Genomic DNA, 14,840 nt, shown 5'->3' on the forward strand with positions numbered 1-14,840 from the left:
TTTCTATTGTGGAATCTGATAAAGTTCACTTCCACACATAGTACCGGACCCTTCACTATGAAGGTCAGTAGTACCATCAACTTCCCATTTACAGACAATGCCAGTATTAACATCACTACACTGTTGCTCAGCATTTTGACATTGGAACTGTCCTCCTCCTACGCTCACAATTCTGTAAGCAGGTACTAAAGCTTTGTTACTCTTTTTTGCTAGGTTGGTAGCAAGTGCTGACCCTGTGCCCACTAATACTAGGACAACAGGAAAAAGAAATTTTTTCATAATAAAGAAATTTGATTGTGCCTACTCTTGGATACGGTTTTCGGCTACCCCGTTTTTAAAATATTTTATCAAAGAATTTGTCAGGCGGTACTGAATGAGCTGATTTCCGGCAATGACGTATAAGTGCTTATCGGTAACTGTAAAATCTGACATCTCTGAATCTTTGTAATGATCAATGTAAATACTTCCGATATATTCCTGCTTATTGATGTTGTAAACATCAATTGTTCTGCTTTCCTTCCATCTTTTGACGTGTTCATGCTGGCCTCTTAAGTAGGCAGGATTAAATAAAAGTCCGTTGAAAATTTTCGCATTCCCATTGACAAGCAATGCTGGTTTAGACATTTTAAATCTTCCATCGGATAGGGGAGTTACCTTGATCTGGGCAATAGTTGTTGTATCAATAGTTGATAACCTCCGTTGAAGTTCCATTGTGGAATCCATCACCAGAAACTGATTACGGTATGCATGGATGTAAGTCACTTGAGCTGATTTTGGATTTGAAGAAAGATAACCGTCCGAATCAAATACCCCATCTGATTGTTTTTCCAGAAGTTGTGGAAATAACTGCACCTCATTTTTCCCATTTCTTCCAATCTTCAATACACCAAGTGTAAGATTTTTAGTTGTTGATGACAGTGCTCTGATTGCCATTCTGTTACTGTTGATAATTTCTATCTGACTGAAAAAAGCATCCTTATAACTGATGACTTCCGTTTCAGGACGGCCTAACTGCCCTCTTGATATTACAGGCACTGTACCGTCGTATATAAAATAATTGTTACCATAGACTTTAACCTCAATCTTTCTATATGGATATTTTTTAAGATCCAGATCCATTTTTAAATTGGGACGTTTTTTAAGCGATGAGTCAACAGTCAGTAGATTTTGTGGCATGGTTCTGTTTCCAAGATATACCTTTTGATTATCAGATCCTGCAAAATAGTACGTGTTGTTTTCGAGAGCAATACTTTTTGTTTTTAGAACAGGATGCATTAAAAACCTTCGTGTAAAATTATTTTCCTTCTTAATCACATAGTCTGATCTTAAAAATAAAAAAAGAATAAGGACAGCACTTAGAATATTGGAAGTTACGAGTGATAGAATAACAGTTTTACGTGGATATTCTTTCTTTGTATATAAAAAGACAGCTACAATTCCCAGCACTACAGCACTGATATTAAAAATAAGGTGTTCTGTCCATCCCAGCTTTTCCAAAATACCTCCGCATGAACAGGGAACGAAATCACTATAATTTAAAATTAAATAGATGTAGACCGTAAACGCTGTCATCAATGCGGTTGATGAATGTAATCCCAAGAGAAATGTTTTCGGAAAAATCAGCATCAGTACGATGAGCAGTTCTGCAATAATTACTGCATATGATACAAATCCTGCATAAGCACTTAACAATGGTGACTGTCCGATCTGAACCTGGAAATTCTCAAAATCCATCATTTTACTTATACTTGCATAAATAAACAAAAGAATAAAAAAGTAGGAGATTCCGGTTACGATAAAACGAGTTGATTTTTTCATGTTTTCATATGTTATGGATTAGCATTTAGGAAAGCAACAGTTTCCAACAGGTTTTTCTTCCACAGTATGCAGGCATTACTTCTCCTTTCATAATGGTAATTGTAGTTTTAAAATTCCCCATACTTTCCCAAATGCCGCTCGCCGGACATGGTAAGCCTGTGGCAATTGATATGTAGGTATGAGGAATCATAGGTCATATTTTATTTGTTATTTTTATTTATCTGCCGCCAATTGTCACCATCTCTTACAGGTTCATCGGGTTCATCAGGCGGATCGGGATCTAAGATTTGTCCAGATCTTGCAGAATCATTTCGCATCGTAGCGTTATTACTTACAATTTCTGATGTTACACGATCTGAAGTCACGTCTTCATCTCGCTGAACACAGTTTTGTAGAAAAACTGTACATGTCACTAAGCTTAAAATTGGGATAAACTTTTTCATTTTAATAATTTAATTTGGTTATCCCGGCCGGATTATATTAGAATTCTGATGTCAAAATTATAGGGCTGGCGACCAAAAAAAAACTGTTCTGAGGTGCGATTTTAAAATTGAGACGTCTCAATTTTAAAATTGATACAAGCACAAAAACACCGTGGATGCTTATCAATCAGTAAAATGTGAGGTTTGGGTGTTTGAGGATCTTCATTTCTCCACAACCTGATTTATTTAAACACAAAATGTCTATTTTTGAAATGGTGAGGTTCTTAAAATAAGCATATGAAAAAGTACAGTTGCTTTCTCGTTCTGTTTTCTCTTCTATCACATCTACTATTTTCGCAGCAAAAAGAAGAAAACACTTACAGGGAAATCAGAAAAGGCTATGAAAAAATGGCTATCGACGACATTGATGCAATGCCGCAGGTAAGACATTATATTCAAAAAGCAATAAAAGAGAAAAATTTCCGCAAATTGATTCAGGGCTATCGTGATGCAAGGCAGTTTGATCTTCAAAACAAGATGAAGTACGCTGATAGTGCTATTCAAGTCAGTTTAAAACATGGATCTTCCGATGATATTAGTAAAGATTATTTGAGTAAGGGAATTATATATTACTTCTATCAGAAAAAATATAAGTTGGCTTTAGATGAATATCTAAAGGCCTATAAATATTCAAAGGGATCAGAAGATCAGTATAACAATTATAAAGTAATTTACCATCTGGGCATTGTAAAAGCGCACTTAGGATATTACGACGAAGCACTGGAGCATTTTAAGGAGTGCCTCACTTTCTACAGTTCAGATCACGCAGAAAACTTGCATGCCAATGAAAAGTTCAATTACAAAAGGGCGTATCTGAACAGCCTTCATCAAACGACAGTTATAAACAGATATCTGAAAAATTTTGAAAAGAGTGACAGCTTAAGTAAAATTGGATATGAAATGACTAAAAACAACAAAGACTTCAGTTTGGAAAATAGCTATTTTTTGAAATGTATGGGCATTGTTGAATTTCAGAATAAAGATTATGAAAAGTCAGAAAGATCCCTCAATGAGGCTCTTCCTATATTGCTGAAAAGAAAAGATTTTGCATGGTCTTCGGTTGTTTATTACTACTTAGGTAAAATAAATGAAGCGCAAAATGATTCTGATCATGCGATACTTAATTACCGCGAAATTGATTCAATTTTCCATAAACATCAGGTCATACTGCCCGAAGTAGTGACAAGTTATAGTTATCTCATCGGATATTACAAAAATAAAGATATCCAAAAGCAATTATATTATACCAATCAACTGCTCAGAGCGGATAGTCTTTTAACGAAAGATTTTTCTTACCTCTCATCTACACTTCATAAAGATTATGACAGAAGAACTTTGATCGATGAGAAAGAGCAAATTTTGAGATCCGGAAATAAAAAAATAATGATAGCACAGATTCTTATATTTTCTGGTTTTATAATAATCATTTTTTTCACTGTACGCTTTTTCAGAGACCGGAAGATTAAAAGAAAATATGAAACTCTTCAAAAAAGGATTGCTGACGGAACCTATTACTTGAAGGATGTGGTGAAGGATATTGTGGAGGAAGATCCTGAAGGGTATCTAAGAAAAACATCCATCAGCCCTCAAATGACATTGGAAATAAGAGATAAGCTGAAGAAGTTTGAAGATGAACTGCAGTTTAAAAAGAAAGGTTTAACTCAAAAAAGTATTGCTGTAAAACTGGGAACCAATTCTCATTATCTGTCGGTTTATATCAATGAAAATAAGGGTATGAATTTTAATAAGTACATGGCAGAATTGAGAATCAATTATATCACAAACCTTCTTAATACCAATCATAAATTTTTGAATTACACGATTGAAGCATTAGCTGAAGAATGCGGAATTGCAGCAAGACAGAATTTCTCAAATCTGTTTTTTGAAATCAATGGAATTCGTCCGACTGATTATATCAAAAACAGGAAAAAAGAGCTCGGGTTGTCGTAAATAAGTCTTTGATAGAGGAATTTTTGTAAATTCCTAAAAAAAGGACATGGAGACAAAAACAATTTTTAGAAAAACTACACAGCTTCTCGAAAATTTAGAACTTAAAATCAACGAAGTTAATGACGACTCTGATAATATAATAAGGATTTCAGAAATCTCATTAGGCATCATCGATGAATTTGTTCGAAAATTAAAAGAGATGATCATTCCGCACGAGTTTGAAAGTGTAGCCGAAGAAGTATACTTTTTCAAAAAACTAAAACCTACTTTTATATCTAAATATATTTACTATTCATCAGTACTGGAAATAGAATCACAAAAACCAAAAGCGGGAAATAAAATATTGAAAAAGTACTACGAAGCAGAACAGGAAAAACTTAAAGTATTTTACTCAAATCATTCAGAGTTTTACAGTTATTTCACCAGGGATGCAACATATTTAGATCATAAAGTGTTTGTGCGAAATTCGTATGATTTAAAGATGAAATTATCTTTGGGGTTATACAATTTTGACAACAATTTCACAACCTCTCACGATCAGATTATATCTCAATTTGTTGCTTATGAGCAGTTAGATCAATACCTCAAGATTCAAATTGAAAATCTTTCTGAGAATTCTGCAACTAAAATTGTATCTCCATTAAACTGGTCTGCTTCAAAAGTGGGACTCATTGAACTGACCTATGCCTTGTACAAGATGAAATGTTTTAATGGAGGAAATATTGAGCTCAGTGAAGTTATTAAATTTGTGGAAAAATCTTTTGATATGGATCTGGGCAATTTTCATAAAACTATTTTTGAAATCAAGAACAGAAAACAAGGACCAACTAAGTTTCTTCAATTAATAAATGATAATTTGAATCAACATTTTATCAATATAGATAATGAATAGTTTAGATTCTTAAAGGTCTCAGAGATTAATATACCGATGAGACCTTTATACTAAATTTAGCAGTCATTTTACTAAATGCTGCAAAGTAGGATCGTTTTTAATTCGGTCCATTTCACAAACGATGATACTTAGAATATCGGCTTTTACTTTTTTGTAATTATCATCTATTACTTTTTTCATGCAGTCATTCCCATTTTCATCTTGAAAAGACAGAATTTCAGGAATTTTTAGATAATTTTTTATTTCATTTTCTACTTTAGCGTTATCTACAACAATTTCTGAATGAAAAATTTTCTGTTCGATTCTTTCATCAAAATTATCAGACACAGCCCCTACGAAAAATCCCTGAGTTAATGTTGAAATCTTTGAAGCTGGAATCAAGCTATCCAATTGGGTAGAAATGGAAGTTGAAGTGTCATTACGGTTTATAGATATACTTTGCCTTTTCTGCAAGACCTTGCCAAATCTTTCTGATAAAGTTTTTGCCGTTTCACCAACAACCTGTCCGCTAAAAATATTTCCTACTGTATTCTGAATTACTTTACTTTCTTTATCTCCATAATCTCTGCTTAGCTGTGAAAAGTCCTGAAATCCTAAACACACAGAAACTTTGTTACTTCGTGCTGTAGCGATTAAATTATCTAAACCTCTAAAATATATTGTAGGTAATTCGTCTATGATGACAGAACTTTTTAACTGACCTTTTTTATTAATAAGTTTTACAATTCTTGAGTTGTATAAACCTAAAGCAGCAGAGTAGATGTTTTGACGGTCGGGATTATTTCCTACGCATAAAATCTTTGGTTCCTTGGGATTATTGATGTCTAAAGAAAAATCATCTCCAGTCATAACCCAGTAGAGTTGTGGAGAAATCATTCTTGATAAAGGAATTTTTGCAGAAGCGATTTGCCCCTGCAATTGATCTTGTGCACCTCCCTGCCAAGCATCCATAAAAGGAGAAAGGTAGTTTTCTAATTCTGAGTAAGAGGTTAAAATAGTAAATACATCTTCATATTTTTTATTAAGAAGTTCTATTGCATGGGGAAACGTGCAATATTTACCATGTTCATATATTTTTAGAAACCAAATGATAGCTGCTAAAAGAATGATGGGGCTTTCTACGAAGAAGTCTCCCTGTTTCTGAATCCAGCTTCTGTTGAGATTAAGCATGATTGTATAAGCAGCCTCATACGCATCCGAAATATCCGTCATGAAATCGGGATTAAGAGGATTGCAGCGATGACTTTTACGGGGATCATCAAAATTGATAATATAGAATTTTGGTTTGATCTGATAATCTTTGGAGTTATTTAAAAGATGATTATAAGCGATGGTTGACAGGTCGTCAAACTTAAAATCATAAATATACATTGCAAAACCTTTCTCAATATGCTGTTTGATATAGTTGTTTACCACAGCATAAGATTTTCCTGAACCGGGTGTTCCGAGAACGATTGTTGCTCGGAAGGGATTTACTACATTAATAAAACCATTATTCCATTTTCCTTCGTAGTAAAATTTAGTGTGAAGATTCACAGAATACTCATTGTTCATCAGTTTTGTTTCCTGCATAAAGCTTTCATTTTCATTATTGAAAACATCTCTCATTAGATTTGTTCTTAGAAGACGGCTGATCCAAATACCACTAACCATTAGACAGACATATCCGACAGAAGTCGTTAATATGTAGAAATGGATTGAATATCTAACATGAGAATTTAATAATGTATTATTAAAAAAGAAAAGTATTAGTCCAACTACCATCGTAGTATTAATCTTTCTCCAAGTAATTTTTTCGTTTTTAACACCTTTAGTTCCCAAACAACTGAGAGCAAGTAAAGTGAGTGAAAAAACTTTTGTAAATAAAGGATGAGAAAATAGTCCTGCGTTTTTTTGAAAATTTGATAGAATTCTATTAAGTATATTTAAAACCAATCCACGTTCAAGAAAAAAGGAATAGCAAAACCAATAAAAATGCATTAAGACTAGCATAATACTAACTGCCCTCATAAACCCCATGATTTTAGCTAGACCTCTTAAATCATCTTCACCTTGCATAACACTATATTTTAATTATCGTTCACTAAAATAATCCGTCGCCTGAAGGCTTTTTTCTATTGTCTTTCGTTGGCTCTCATTTTCCAGCTCAATCACTGAAATAAATTCGAAGGCATAGTTTTTCGGTCTGAGAAAAAACCTTAATAGTAAGTGTTTTGTTTAATCATAAAAAGAAAGTTTTTTAGATAGTTTTAAAATCGAAGAACTGCAGTTTTTATTCTGTTTTTTGTGGCATAACGAGGCTAATTATTGACGTTGAGCGCCATTTTTCATAACTGATTTACTGACCTAATAAATTACAAATGTTGAGCATAAAGTTCTCAATTGATCATTGTGAAAACAGAAAAGTGAGAAAAAAAAGAAGGATAATTGAAGAGTCCAGTGATTTGTTACGCATGATCATAGCTTAAAAGCGAATCAAATTTAATTATTTCAGCATCGCTTTACAATTTTGCTACCTATCAGTAAAACAACATTTTAAAAATTAGGTCATGAGAATTTTAGCATTCGATTGATTATTTGTAATTTGGTTGAATCTAAGAATGATGAATTTCTTCGCAACATTTCTTGTTGCCACTATAAAAATAATTTTAACGAAATCAATATATTGTTATTATAACAGATTAAGTTAGAATCTCTACTGATGCATTTGCGGGAGATTATTGCTTTCAGAAACTGCATCTTTTGAGTAAATGATTTAAAGTGCCTTGTAAAAGTACGAGTTTGAAATTCAAGAGTAAAAGCATATCTAGGCCAACTGTATCATTTAAATACATTAATTAATCGTAATTGGATAAGCCGAATATTTTTATTTAAAAAATTTCGGTCATGGAAAAGAATATTGAAATTAAGAATATAACCATTAATGAGGTTATCAAAATATTTAAAGAAGAGGAGGGGGTTGAATTGACAATTCAGGAAGCGGAACAAATTGTAGAATTTCTAAAAATGCTTTTAACAATTACCGTAAAGCGTTTTTTAGATGAATAATATTTTAAGATTGTAGAGATGAAAAAAGCTGATTTATACATTCGTGTTTCAACCGATGAGCAGGCAGATAAAGGGTATTCTCAAAGAGATCAGGAGGAGCGATTGAGACGTTATTGTGAAAATAATAGTATCCATGTCGGACAGGTCATTTATGAAGATTATTCAGCTAAGACCTTCAACAGGCCTGAGTGGGTCAAACTCTTAGATACGCTTAAGAAAAAGAGCTCCAGAACAAATCTATTGCTATTCACAAAATGGGATCGTTTTAGCAGAAACGCCGGCGACGCCTATCAAATGATTAATATCCTGAAAAAGCTTAATGTTGATCCGCAAGCCATTGAACAACCTTTGGATCTTTCAATTCCTGAGAACAAGATGATGCTGGCAATCTATCTTGCTGCACCGGAAGTTGAAAACGACAGACGTGCCTTGAATACCTACTATGGAATGCGTCGTGCTAGAAAAGAAGGAAGATTGATGGGAAGGGCGCCCTATGGATATGTCAATAAGATCACTGAGAATGGGAAGAAGTATGTCACTCAAAAAGAGCCTGAGGCTTCCAATATGACATGGGCATTTAATGAAATGGCGAAAGGCGTTTACTCAGCCAGCCAGATCATGGATATGATGAACAAACGGGAAGGGAAAACTGTAAAAGTCAGTGCTTTTCTTGCCGGCTTAAGGAATACTGCATATTGTGGAAAAATTTATGTAGAACAATACAACGACGAAGAGGCTCATTTTGTTCCAAGTATTCATGAACCTTTGATCAATGAGGAATTATTCGAAAAGGTTCAAAATATAATGGATGGCAATGCAAACCTTGCAAGACCCAATGTAAAAGTATTGTCTGACGATAATCTTCCCCTGAGAGGATTTCTAGTATGTCCGGAATGTGGTCATTTAATAACCGGTAGTGCATCTACAGGACACTCTAAGAAATATTATTACTACCATTGTCAGTCACCATGCGGATATCGTTATAAAGCAGAAATTATTAACAATAAATTCTTGGAGTTACTGCAAGCATTAGAGATGAAGGATTCCATTAAAAAATATTTGAGAAGGGTTTTGAAACAAAATTTTGAGAAGTTTATCGATAATCCTCAACATCAAAGAAAAAAGATATTACTTGAAATTGATGGGCTGAATAACAGGTTAAAGTTGGCAAGAAACAAACTGTTGGAAGATGTGATTGATAATGAGGAATACTTGGAAATTAAGACTGATTGCAAGGACAAAATTGAAAAGTTAGAAAGCAACCTGACCAAAGTAAAAGATAAAAACAAAATAGATTTTCCGAAACTACTTGACCATGCATTATCGAACGTTGTAGATCTTGCTAAAGTCTTTAGTAGTGGGGATATCACATTAAAACGTCAAATAATTAGTTCGATATTCCCTGAAAAATTGGAATTTTTTGAAAATCATTATCGAACTATTAGACCCAACGTTTTGATGTCTTATATCTATCAGATTAACAATGAGTTACGAACTAAAAAAAACCGGAAAAATAGTGAATTATCACCTCTTTCCGGTCTTGTACCCAGGACCGGGATCGAACCGGTACTCCTAAGAACTGGTGTTTGAGACCAATAGGTTGAGTAAGTTAATTCTTTAATGTGCAGTAAATCAATTTGTTATAATTTACACATAGGTTGTTTTACCTGTTTTTTTATATATTTTTCCACTTTTCCTTACACGGATGTGACAAGCTCAAACAATGGTCATTACTTCATTTTTCCTTCCCCAGTCAATAGCCATTTAGCGGAGTAACCATATTTCTTCACCAAAATACTAAAGTATTCAACCTTGATATTACGATGTGGTTCTTTGATTACCTTTTCTAGATTTCTCCCGTCAATTCCATTTGCTTTACAAAAATTAGTAAAATCAGTTTCTAATTGACGAGCAACAATATCAAATACAGCAGCAAAGAATCTTCTGTGGTGAGGGTATTCTTCAGGAATATTTTCTGCCTGAATTTGGCGTTTTGTTTTTTCGCTATATCTCCCGGTATTAATCTTTTTTTCTTCCATTGAATTGTAACTGTAATCAGTTTACAAAGATAAATAAAAGTTTTATGTACGTTGGAACTATATATAAAAGAAAAAACCTCCTTAGTTGGAGGTTTTAAATATTGTTAATAATTGTTTTGCCTTTTTTAAGACTAGATACCATCGTAGTCTCTTTTAATTGTGTTTGTCATATCTATTTAATTTAAATTGTGTTACAACTTTTTTATTACTTTTTTTATGATATTTTTGAATGCTCAAATATATACAAAAATTTAGGATTTTTCATCATCAATCCATTTTTTTGCAAGTTTTTCAAAGTTTATCCAACTTTTAGGAGCTTCTTCTTGCCTGAAATTAATATAATGTTGAAGCTTCACATAATATCTTCCAAATAGCTTGCCAAATAACCTTTTTACAATTTCATCATCAAGATCGCCCACTAAAACCATTGCAGAAATACTTTCAAAATAATTAAGAGTTATTGCTAATGCTTGCCTTTGTTTAATATTCTTTGGATCGTCAATAAATAATGAAAATTTTGAAATATTTTGAGATTGTAAATTGTCATTTTGGTCACGAATGAGACACCGAAGGTGTTCGTTAATTTCCATCATTGTTGGCCTTCTAAAGTCTGCACAAATATCATACGTATATTTAGAAAGATTCTGCTTGTTGCTTTCTTCTTGTGTTCTAATTTGATTTTCAAGATTGTGAATATGATAAATCAAAGTTAAAAACGCCAACATTGCTAAAGTGATTTTGGCGGTGTAGTCCAGGGAAGACGCAAAACTCCAATTTGCAATAAAATGAAAACCTAAAAAAACAAAGCAGAAAATTACTGCCAGTCCTATTAATAGAATCCATACCAATTTAATAGAATATTTCTTGTTGAATAAGCCTTTCATGTATTAGTTTTCAGCAAATATAAAAAATTGTTTTAAATATAAAATAAGGTTTACCGTAATAGAGTAGTAGGTGCAGTGGTTTATTGAAAAATTAGCTAAAGACTATTTATATTTATTACTTACTCTTTTAATTGCTTCAGAAGTGGTAATAAGATTTCCGTTTAAATCTGAAGTAATTTTTAAAGTATCTTCCTGTATGGTCGCATTTTTTTTCTTGATTTTTACAAACACCTTATTTAACAGATAGATTGGTTTTATTGTATCAAGTTTTGGCAGTCTTTCTGTTATTTTTTGAACTTTTAATAGTAGGTATTGAGCAGAATCAAGATGAATTTGGCTTTTCTCCTTGGCATCCTTAAAGACATATGAGTCTTCTTTTTCACCCATATTTATACTTTTATATAGATTAGCTTTTTCTTGTTGTAGCTTTACTATTTCCAAATTAATATTTATGTCTTTTTTTAGATGTTCATGATACATTAATGACTCATCGAGCTCAGTAAGACTATCTGAATTTATAAATTTAATAGATTGTATTTCACCTCCATCCTTACTGTTTTTTAATTCTTCATTAATATAAGTTCGCGTATTGTCCGTGATTAGATTTTCTAGCCTTTCCTTTTTAGTTTTGCAGCTAAATATTAGAAACAGTATAATTAAGAAGCAGATATTTGTTTTCATATTACCAGTCTTTATAGCCTTCGTATTCTTTTTAAAGTATTTTTACTTGGTAGTTAGTTTATCTAATCTTGATTTCCATTTAACATATTGCTGAGGTTGTTTTCGAATAAGAATTTTACACATTTTTATTTCTTCTCTTGTCTGAAGGGTTTTACTGTAAAGAATAACAAGTCTTTCTTCGGGGCAAAAATTTCCTACTGTAGCATATAAACATTCCTCATATAAAGAGATAGCAGCATAGATATTTGATTTCTCTAGAGACTTAGCTGTTTTCATTTTTAAAGTAACGTCGTTAAAAGCGATTTGAAATTCCCTACCTATCTTTTCTTGTTCAGCTATTTTTTGATCAAGGAGTTGAATATCATCCTCGATTGATTTTGAAAATTGTTTTTTTGTTACAACTTTCTTTTTTGCTTTATTATTTAGATTATTGGAATTATGATTATTTTTCAATTCAGTTACTCTTTTCTGGATTCTAATATCCATTTCATTATTAGATGAATTACTAGATGCATAACGAATTACTACGAACAAAATCGCTATCGATATAATAATAGAAAAGATTATTATTAACGTCATTTTTTATTCTTTGTCATATCTTTGATCATAACCGCTTTCAAAAACAATAGCTTGATTTCCTGTGAGATCTTTTAAAATTATTGTTCTGTATTTATTCACTCCTGAAACCTGATAAGTCAATGTTAAATATGCGTTGTTTGTTTTTGTTGCAGGAGTTATAGAATATGTTCCATTTTGTAATTCGTTTGAGACCTCGTGTTTGAATGAGTATTTATTGTCAGTTGTAAAAGTGTAATATCCCTTGTATATATCTCCGTTATATGACCAACAATTACAAGATGGTGATTTGTGACCCCAATAATTCCACTTACCAAGCATTTGAGACTTGACATATTCTGCATTTTCAAAATTATTCATCGATACTTCTGTTTCATCTTCTTTATTTGAACAACTTGAAACTGATATAACTGATAATGCCAGGGTAGTAATTAGTAAGAATTTCTTCATATTTTAATTTATTTCCAACGTATTATGTACGTACGATTGGTAGTTTTCATATCTTTGTATGAATGTTATAGTTTATATATTATGAAAGTTATTAAATCGATTATTAAATACTTTGAACCTCTTTACGGAATTGATATCGAGTCAATTTCCATTGGTGAAGCTAGAAAGTTGAATCACATAGCAAATAAGCGGAGTATGTACTTAACTTGTTCTGCTTTAGTCATTAGTATAATTGTTATTATTGTAAAGCTTATTCAGATTAAGTTTTAAGCACAAATTTTATTATTTATATTTGTTTTCCGCTCCCTTTAAAACCTCTTTTGCAAGGACAATATTTCCTGATAAATCGGTAGTGACTTTGAGGGTGTCTTTTTCGACTGTAGCGTTTTTTAATCGAATTTGTGTGTAAAATATTGTTTGTAAATAAATAGGTCTTATTGAATCATATTTAGCGAAATTTCTAATTATATCGCTTGCTTTTTGAGCATAGTACGTTGAAGAGTCTAAAGAAATTTTTGAGCTTATATTATCATTTCCTTCATTTAATTCAGCTAATCGTAAGTTGAGTTTACTTCGGTTGGTGAGGTATGAAACGTACATTAAAGCTTCATGAAGCTCTGAAATAGTATCTGTCTTGATAAATTTCAAGCTATCTATACTTTCGTATTCATTATCTTTTAAAATTTCTGAAGCTAAGAAGATTTCTGTGTTTTGCTTAATCTTATTACGTAATTTATCTGACTCCTTATTACAACTCGTTACTATGGTAAATATTGTAAAACTAGTTAAAATAAATAAAATTTTTCTCATTTTTCGTTTTTTTCGTCAATTATTTTTTTAGCCAAAATTTCCAAATAGTAGTTAGTTTGCTTTAGCGCATCTTTCATAGCGGTTCTTACAATGTAATAAGTAATTGTACTTCCGATAATTAACCCAAATATCCACGCTCCTAATAGCGGTCCCGAATTGTCCATAATAAGATTTTATTTTTTTTCTCCAACGTATATGATACGTTAGTTTAATTTTATTTATATATTTGTAATCGCAAATGTAATAATACAAGTTTAATTCTATTTATGGGTATCCGTAAAAATACGGAAAGTTTAAATATTTGATAAGAATAATTCTTTTATTTTTGAAATATTTATATATTACAGCCGAATTTTACACGTATGTTTTTGCAAATAAGTACTTTTGTTCGAATTTAAAATTGATAATTCGATGAAAACAAAAGTACTATTTATTGGCGCAATTTGCGCTTTGAGTGTAATTTCTTGTTCGCCTGATAGGGAAGAGCAATTAAATGAAAATCCAGAATCTGCAAGGAAATTGGATGTGAAAAAACTAAAAATTAATAACCGAGACCAAGGTCAAGAAAATAAAATTGAAAGTGATACAATCAAAGGTTTTACACCTTATGCTTCACCTTTGAATAGCACAAACCCAGACTTTGGCACAGACCCAGAACCAGATCCAAATGAAGGAGGAGATCCTAAAAACTTACCACCAAGAAAGTAGAATTAAAAAATCTATTTCAACCTTTATTGGTTCGACACTTATAATAGTGTCGACCATTTTACCTTGTTTAGATCGGATTTTAGTATGGAGATATCCTGAGCTTGATGTTTTAACTGATAGCCGAGGTGTATTAATCAGCAGTAATATATGGATTGGATCGGTTTATTTATCTCCCGTACTTATAATTACTTCATATTTTTTTAAAATTAATCCAAAACTATTATTTTATCCACTATTGGTATTTTTTTATAGTGCGATCGTTTATTACTCTCCTATATTTGGATATGATGTTAAATTTCTAAAATTAAATAGCTGGCTTGCGCTTTTGTTATCTGCTGCATCAGCTTTTGCTTACATTTTAGTATTTACTCATATGAAATGGTTGAAACTGGAAGAAAACGCCAATGAGGTGATGGTTGAAGATTTTAGAAATGAATACACAAAACTTGTAATTGAGAACGAAAGTTTGAAAAAAAAACAAAATACACTTGAAAAAAATTAA

At 32.0% G+C, this 14,840-nt stretch carries 18 protein-coding genes; 6 read left to right on the plus strand and 12 right to left on the minus strand.

All coding sequences use genetic code 11. The features are described from left to right. Nucleotides 1–3 precede the first annotated feature (3 nt). Genes AB671_RS05720 through AB671_RS05730 form a run of 4 tightly spaced genes read right to left on the minus strand, consistent with a single transcriptional unit; the run spans nucleotide 4 to nucleotide 2,261 of the window. A complete protein-coding gene (locus AB671_RS05720) occupies nucleotides 4–279 on the minus strand; it encodes a DUF6520 family protein (protein ID WP_066674442.1) in 276 nt (91 codons plus the stop codon). A gap of 21 nt (nucleotides 280–300) precedes the next feature. Further along, nucleotides 301–1,818 carry a MauE/DoxX family redox-associated membrane protein gene (locus AB671_RS05725; RefSeq protein WP_066674440.1) on the minus strand — a complete coding sequence of 506 codons (1,518 nt, stop codon included), beginning with the start codon at nucleotides 1,816–1,818 and terminating at the stop codon, nucleotides 301–303. 25 nt (nucleotides 1,819–1,843) lie between these two features. Next, the gene (locus AB671_RS22455) at nucleotides 1,844–2,008 is read right to left on the minus strand and encodes a hypothetical protein (RefSeq protein ID WP_164463443.1); all 165 of its coding nucleotides are present in this window, start codon (nucleotides 2,006–2,008) and stop codon (nucleotides 1,844–1,846) included. 10 nt (nucleotides 2,009–2,018) lie between these two features. Next, nucleotides 2,019–2,261, minus strand: a complete 243-nt coding sequence (locus tag AB671_RS05730) for a hypothetical protein (protein ID WP_066674437.1) — start codon at nucleotides 2,259–2,261, stop codon at nucleotides 2,019–2,021. Between the two features lie 276 nt (nucleotides 2,262–2,537). Here AB671_RS05730 and AB671_RS05735 point away from each other — a divergent pair, with 276 nt between their 5' ends. Both AB671_RS05735 and AB671_RS05740 read left to right on the plus strand, forming a co-directional pair. After that, the gene (locus AB671_RS05735) at nucleotides 2,538–4,250 is read left to right on the plus strand and encodes a helix-turn-helix domain-containing protein (RefSeq protein WP_066674434.1); all 1,713 of its coding nucleotides are present in this window, start codon (nucleotides 2,538–2,540) and stop codon (nucleotides 4,248–4,250) included. A 46-nt stretch (nucleotides 4,251–4,296) separates the two neighbouring features. Beyond that, on the plus strand, nucleotides 4,297–5,142 hold the full coding sequence (locus AB671_RS05740; RefSeq protein WP_066674431.1) for an RteC domain-containing protein: 846 nt from the start codon (nucleotides 4,297–4,299) through the stop codon (nucleotides 5,140–5,142). 63 nt (nucleotides 5,143–5,205) lie between these two features. On the opposite strand, the gene mobC is transcribed toward AB671_RS05740, so the two are convergent. Continuing rightward, nucleotides 5,206–7,200 (minus strand): conjugal transfer protein MobC, encoded by a 1,995-nt coding sequence (gene mobC / locus AB671_RS05745; protein WP_066674430.1) that lies wholly within the window; start codon nucleotides 7,198–7,200, stop codon nucleotides 5,206–5,208. An 828-nt stretch (nucleotides 7,201–8,028) separates the two neighbouring features. Here mobC and AB671_RS22200 point away from each other — a divergent pair. Together AB671_RS22200 and AB671_RS05750 are read left to right on the plus strand one after the other, a co-directional pair. After that, nucleotides 8,029–8,190: a DUF2624 family protein gene (locus tag AB671_RS22200; protein WP_157444139.1), complete on the plus strand. Its 162-nt coding sequence runs from the start codon at nucleotides 8,029–8,031 to the stop codon at nucleotides 8,188–8,190. An 18-nt stretch (nucleotides 8,191–8,208) separates the two neighbouring features. Then, nucleotides 8,209–9,780 carry a recombinase family protein gene (locus tag AB671_RS05750; RefSeq protein ID WP_066674429.1) on the plus strand — a complete coding sequence of 524 codons (1,572 nt, stop codon included), beginning with the start codon at nucleotides 8,209–8,211 and terminating at the stop codon, nucleotides 9,778–9,780. Nucleotides 9,781–9,920: 140 nt separating this feature from the next. Here AB671_RS05750 and AB671_RS05755 read toward each other — a convergent pair whose 3' ends face one another. From AB671_RS05755 to AB671_RS22205, 7 genes are all read right to left on the minus strand, one after another. Next, a complete protein-coding gene (locus tag AB671_RS05755; protein ID WP_066674428.1) occupies nucleotides 9,921–10,229 on the minus strand; it encodes a hypothetical protein in 309 nt (102 codons plus the stop codon). Between the two features lie 251 nt (nucleotides 10,230–10,480). Continuing rightward, nucleotides 10,481–11,113: a DUF4760 domain-containing protein gene (locus AB671_RS05760; protein ID WP_066674422.1), complete on the minus strand. Its 633-nt coding sequence runs from the start codon at nucleotides 11,111–11,113 to the stop codon at nucleotides 10,481–10,483. 102 nt (nucleotides 11,114–11,215) lie between these two features. Then, nucleotides 11,216–11,794 (minus strand): hypothetical protein, encoded by a 579-nt coding sequence (locus AB671_RS05765; RefSeq protein ID WP_066674419.1) that lies wholly within the window; start codon nucleotides 11,792–11,794, stop codon nucleotides 11,216–11,218. Nucleotides 11,795–11,836: 42 nt separating this feature from the next. Then, the gene (locus tag AB671_RS05770) at nucleotides 11,837–12,373 is read right to left on the minus strand and encodes a hypothetical protein (protein ID WP_157444140.1); all 537 of its coding nucleotides are present in this window, start codon (nucleotides 12,371–12,373) and stop codon (nucleotides 11,837–11,839) included. Nucleotides 12,374–12,376: 3 nt separating this feature from the next. Next, nucleotides 12,377–12,820, minus strand: coding sequence for a hypothetical protein (locus tag AB671_RS05775; RefSeq protein ID WP_066674410.1), 444 nt, complete (start codon nucleotides 12,818–12,820; stop codon nucleotides 12,377–12,379). 282 nt (nucleotides 12,821–13,102) lie between these two features. After that, nucleotides 13,103–13,630, minus strand: a complete 528-nt coding sequence (locus AB671_RS05785; protein WP_066674405.1) for a hypothetical protein — start codon at nucleotides 13,628–13,630, stop codon at nucleotides 13,103–13,105. Further along, entirely contained in the window at nucleotides 13,627–13,794 is a 168-nt protein-coding gene (locus tag AB671_RS22205; RefSeq protein ID WP_157444141.1) for a hypothetical protein, read from the minus strand. The genes AB671_RS05785 and AB671_RS22205 overlap by 4 nt, the downstream gene beginning before the upstream one ends. 247 nt (nucleotides 13,795–14,041) lie before the next feature. Here AB671_RS22205 and AB671_RS05790 point away from each other — a divergent pair, with 247 nt between their 5' ends. Together AB671_RS05790 and AB671_RS05795 are read left to right on the plus strand one after the other, a co-directional pair. Further along, a complete protein-coding gene (locus AB671_RS05790) occupies nucleotides 14,042–14,338 on the plus strand; it encodes a hypothetical protein (RefSeq protein ID WP_157444142.1) in 297 nt (98 codons plus the stop codon). Further along, entirely contained in the window at nucleotides 14,298–14,840 is a 543-nt protein-coding gene (locus AB671_RS05795) for a hypothetical protein (RefSeq protein WP_157444143.1), read from the plus strand. The genes AB671_RS05790 and AB671_RS05795 overlap by 41 nt, the downstream gene beginning before the upstream one ends.

The sequence above is a fragment of the Chryseobacterium sp. BGARF1 genome, assembly GCF_001677955.1.
GTDB lineage: Bacteria > Bacteroidota > Bacteroidia > Flavobacteriales > Weeksellaceae > Chryseobacterium.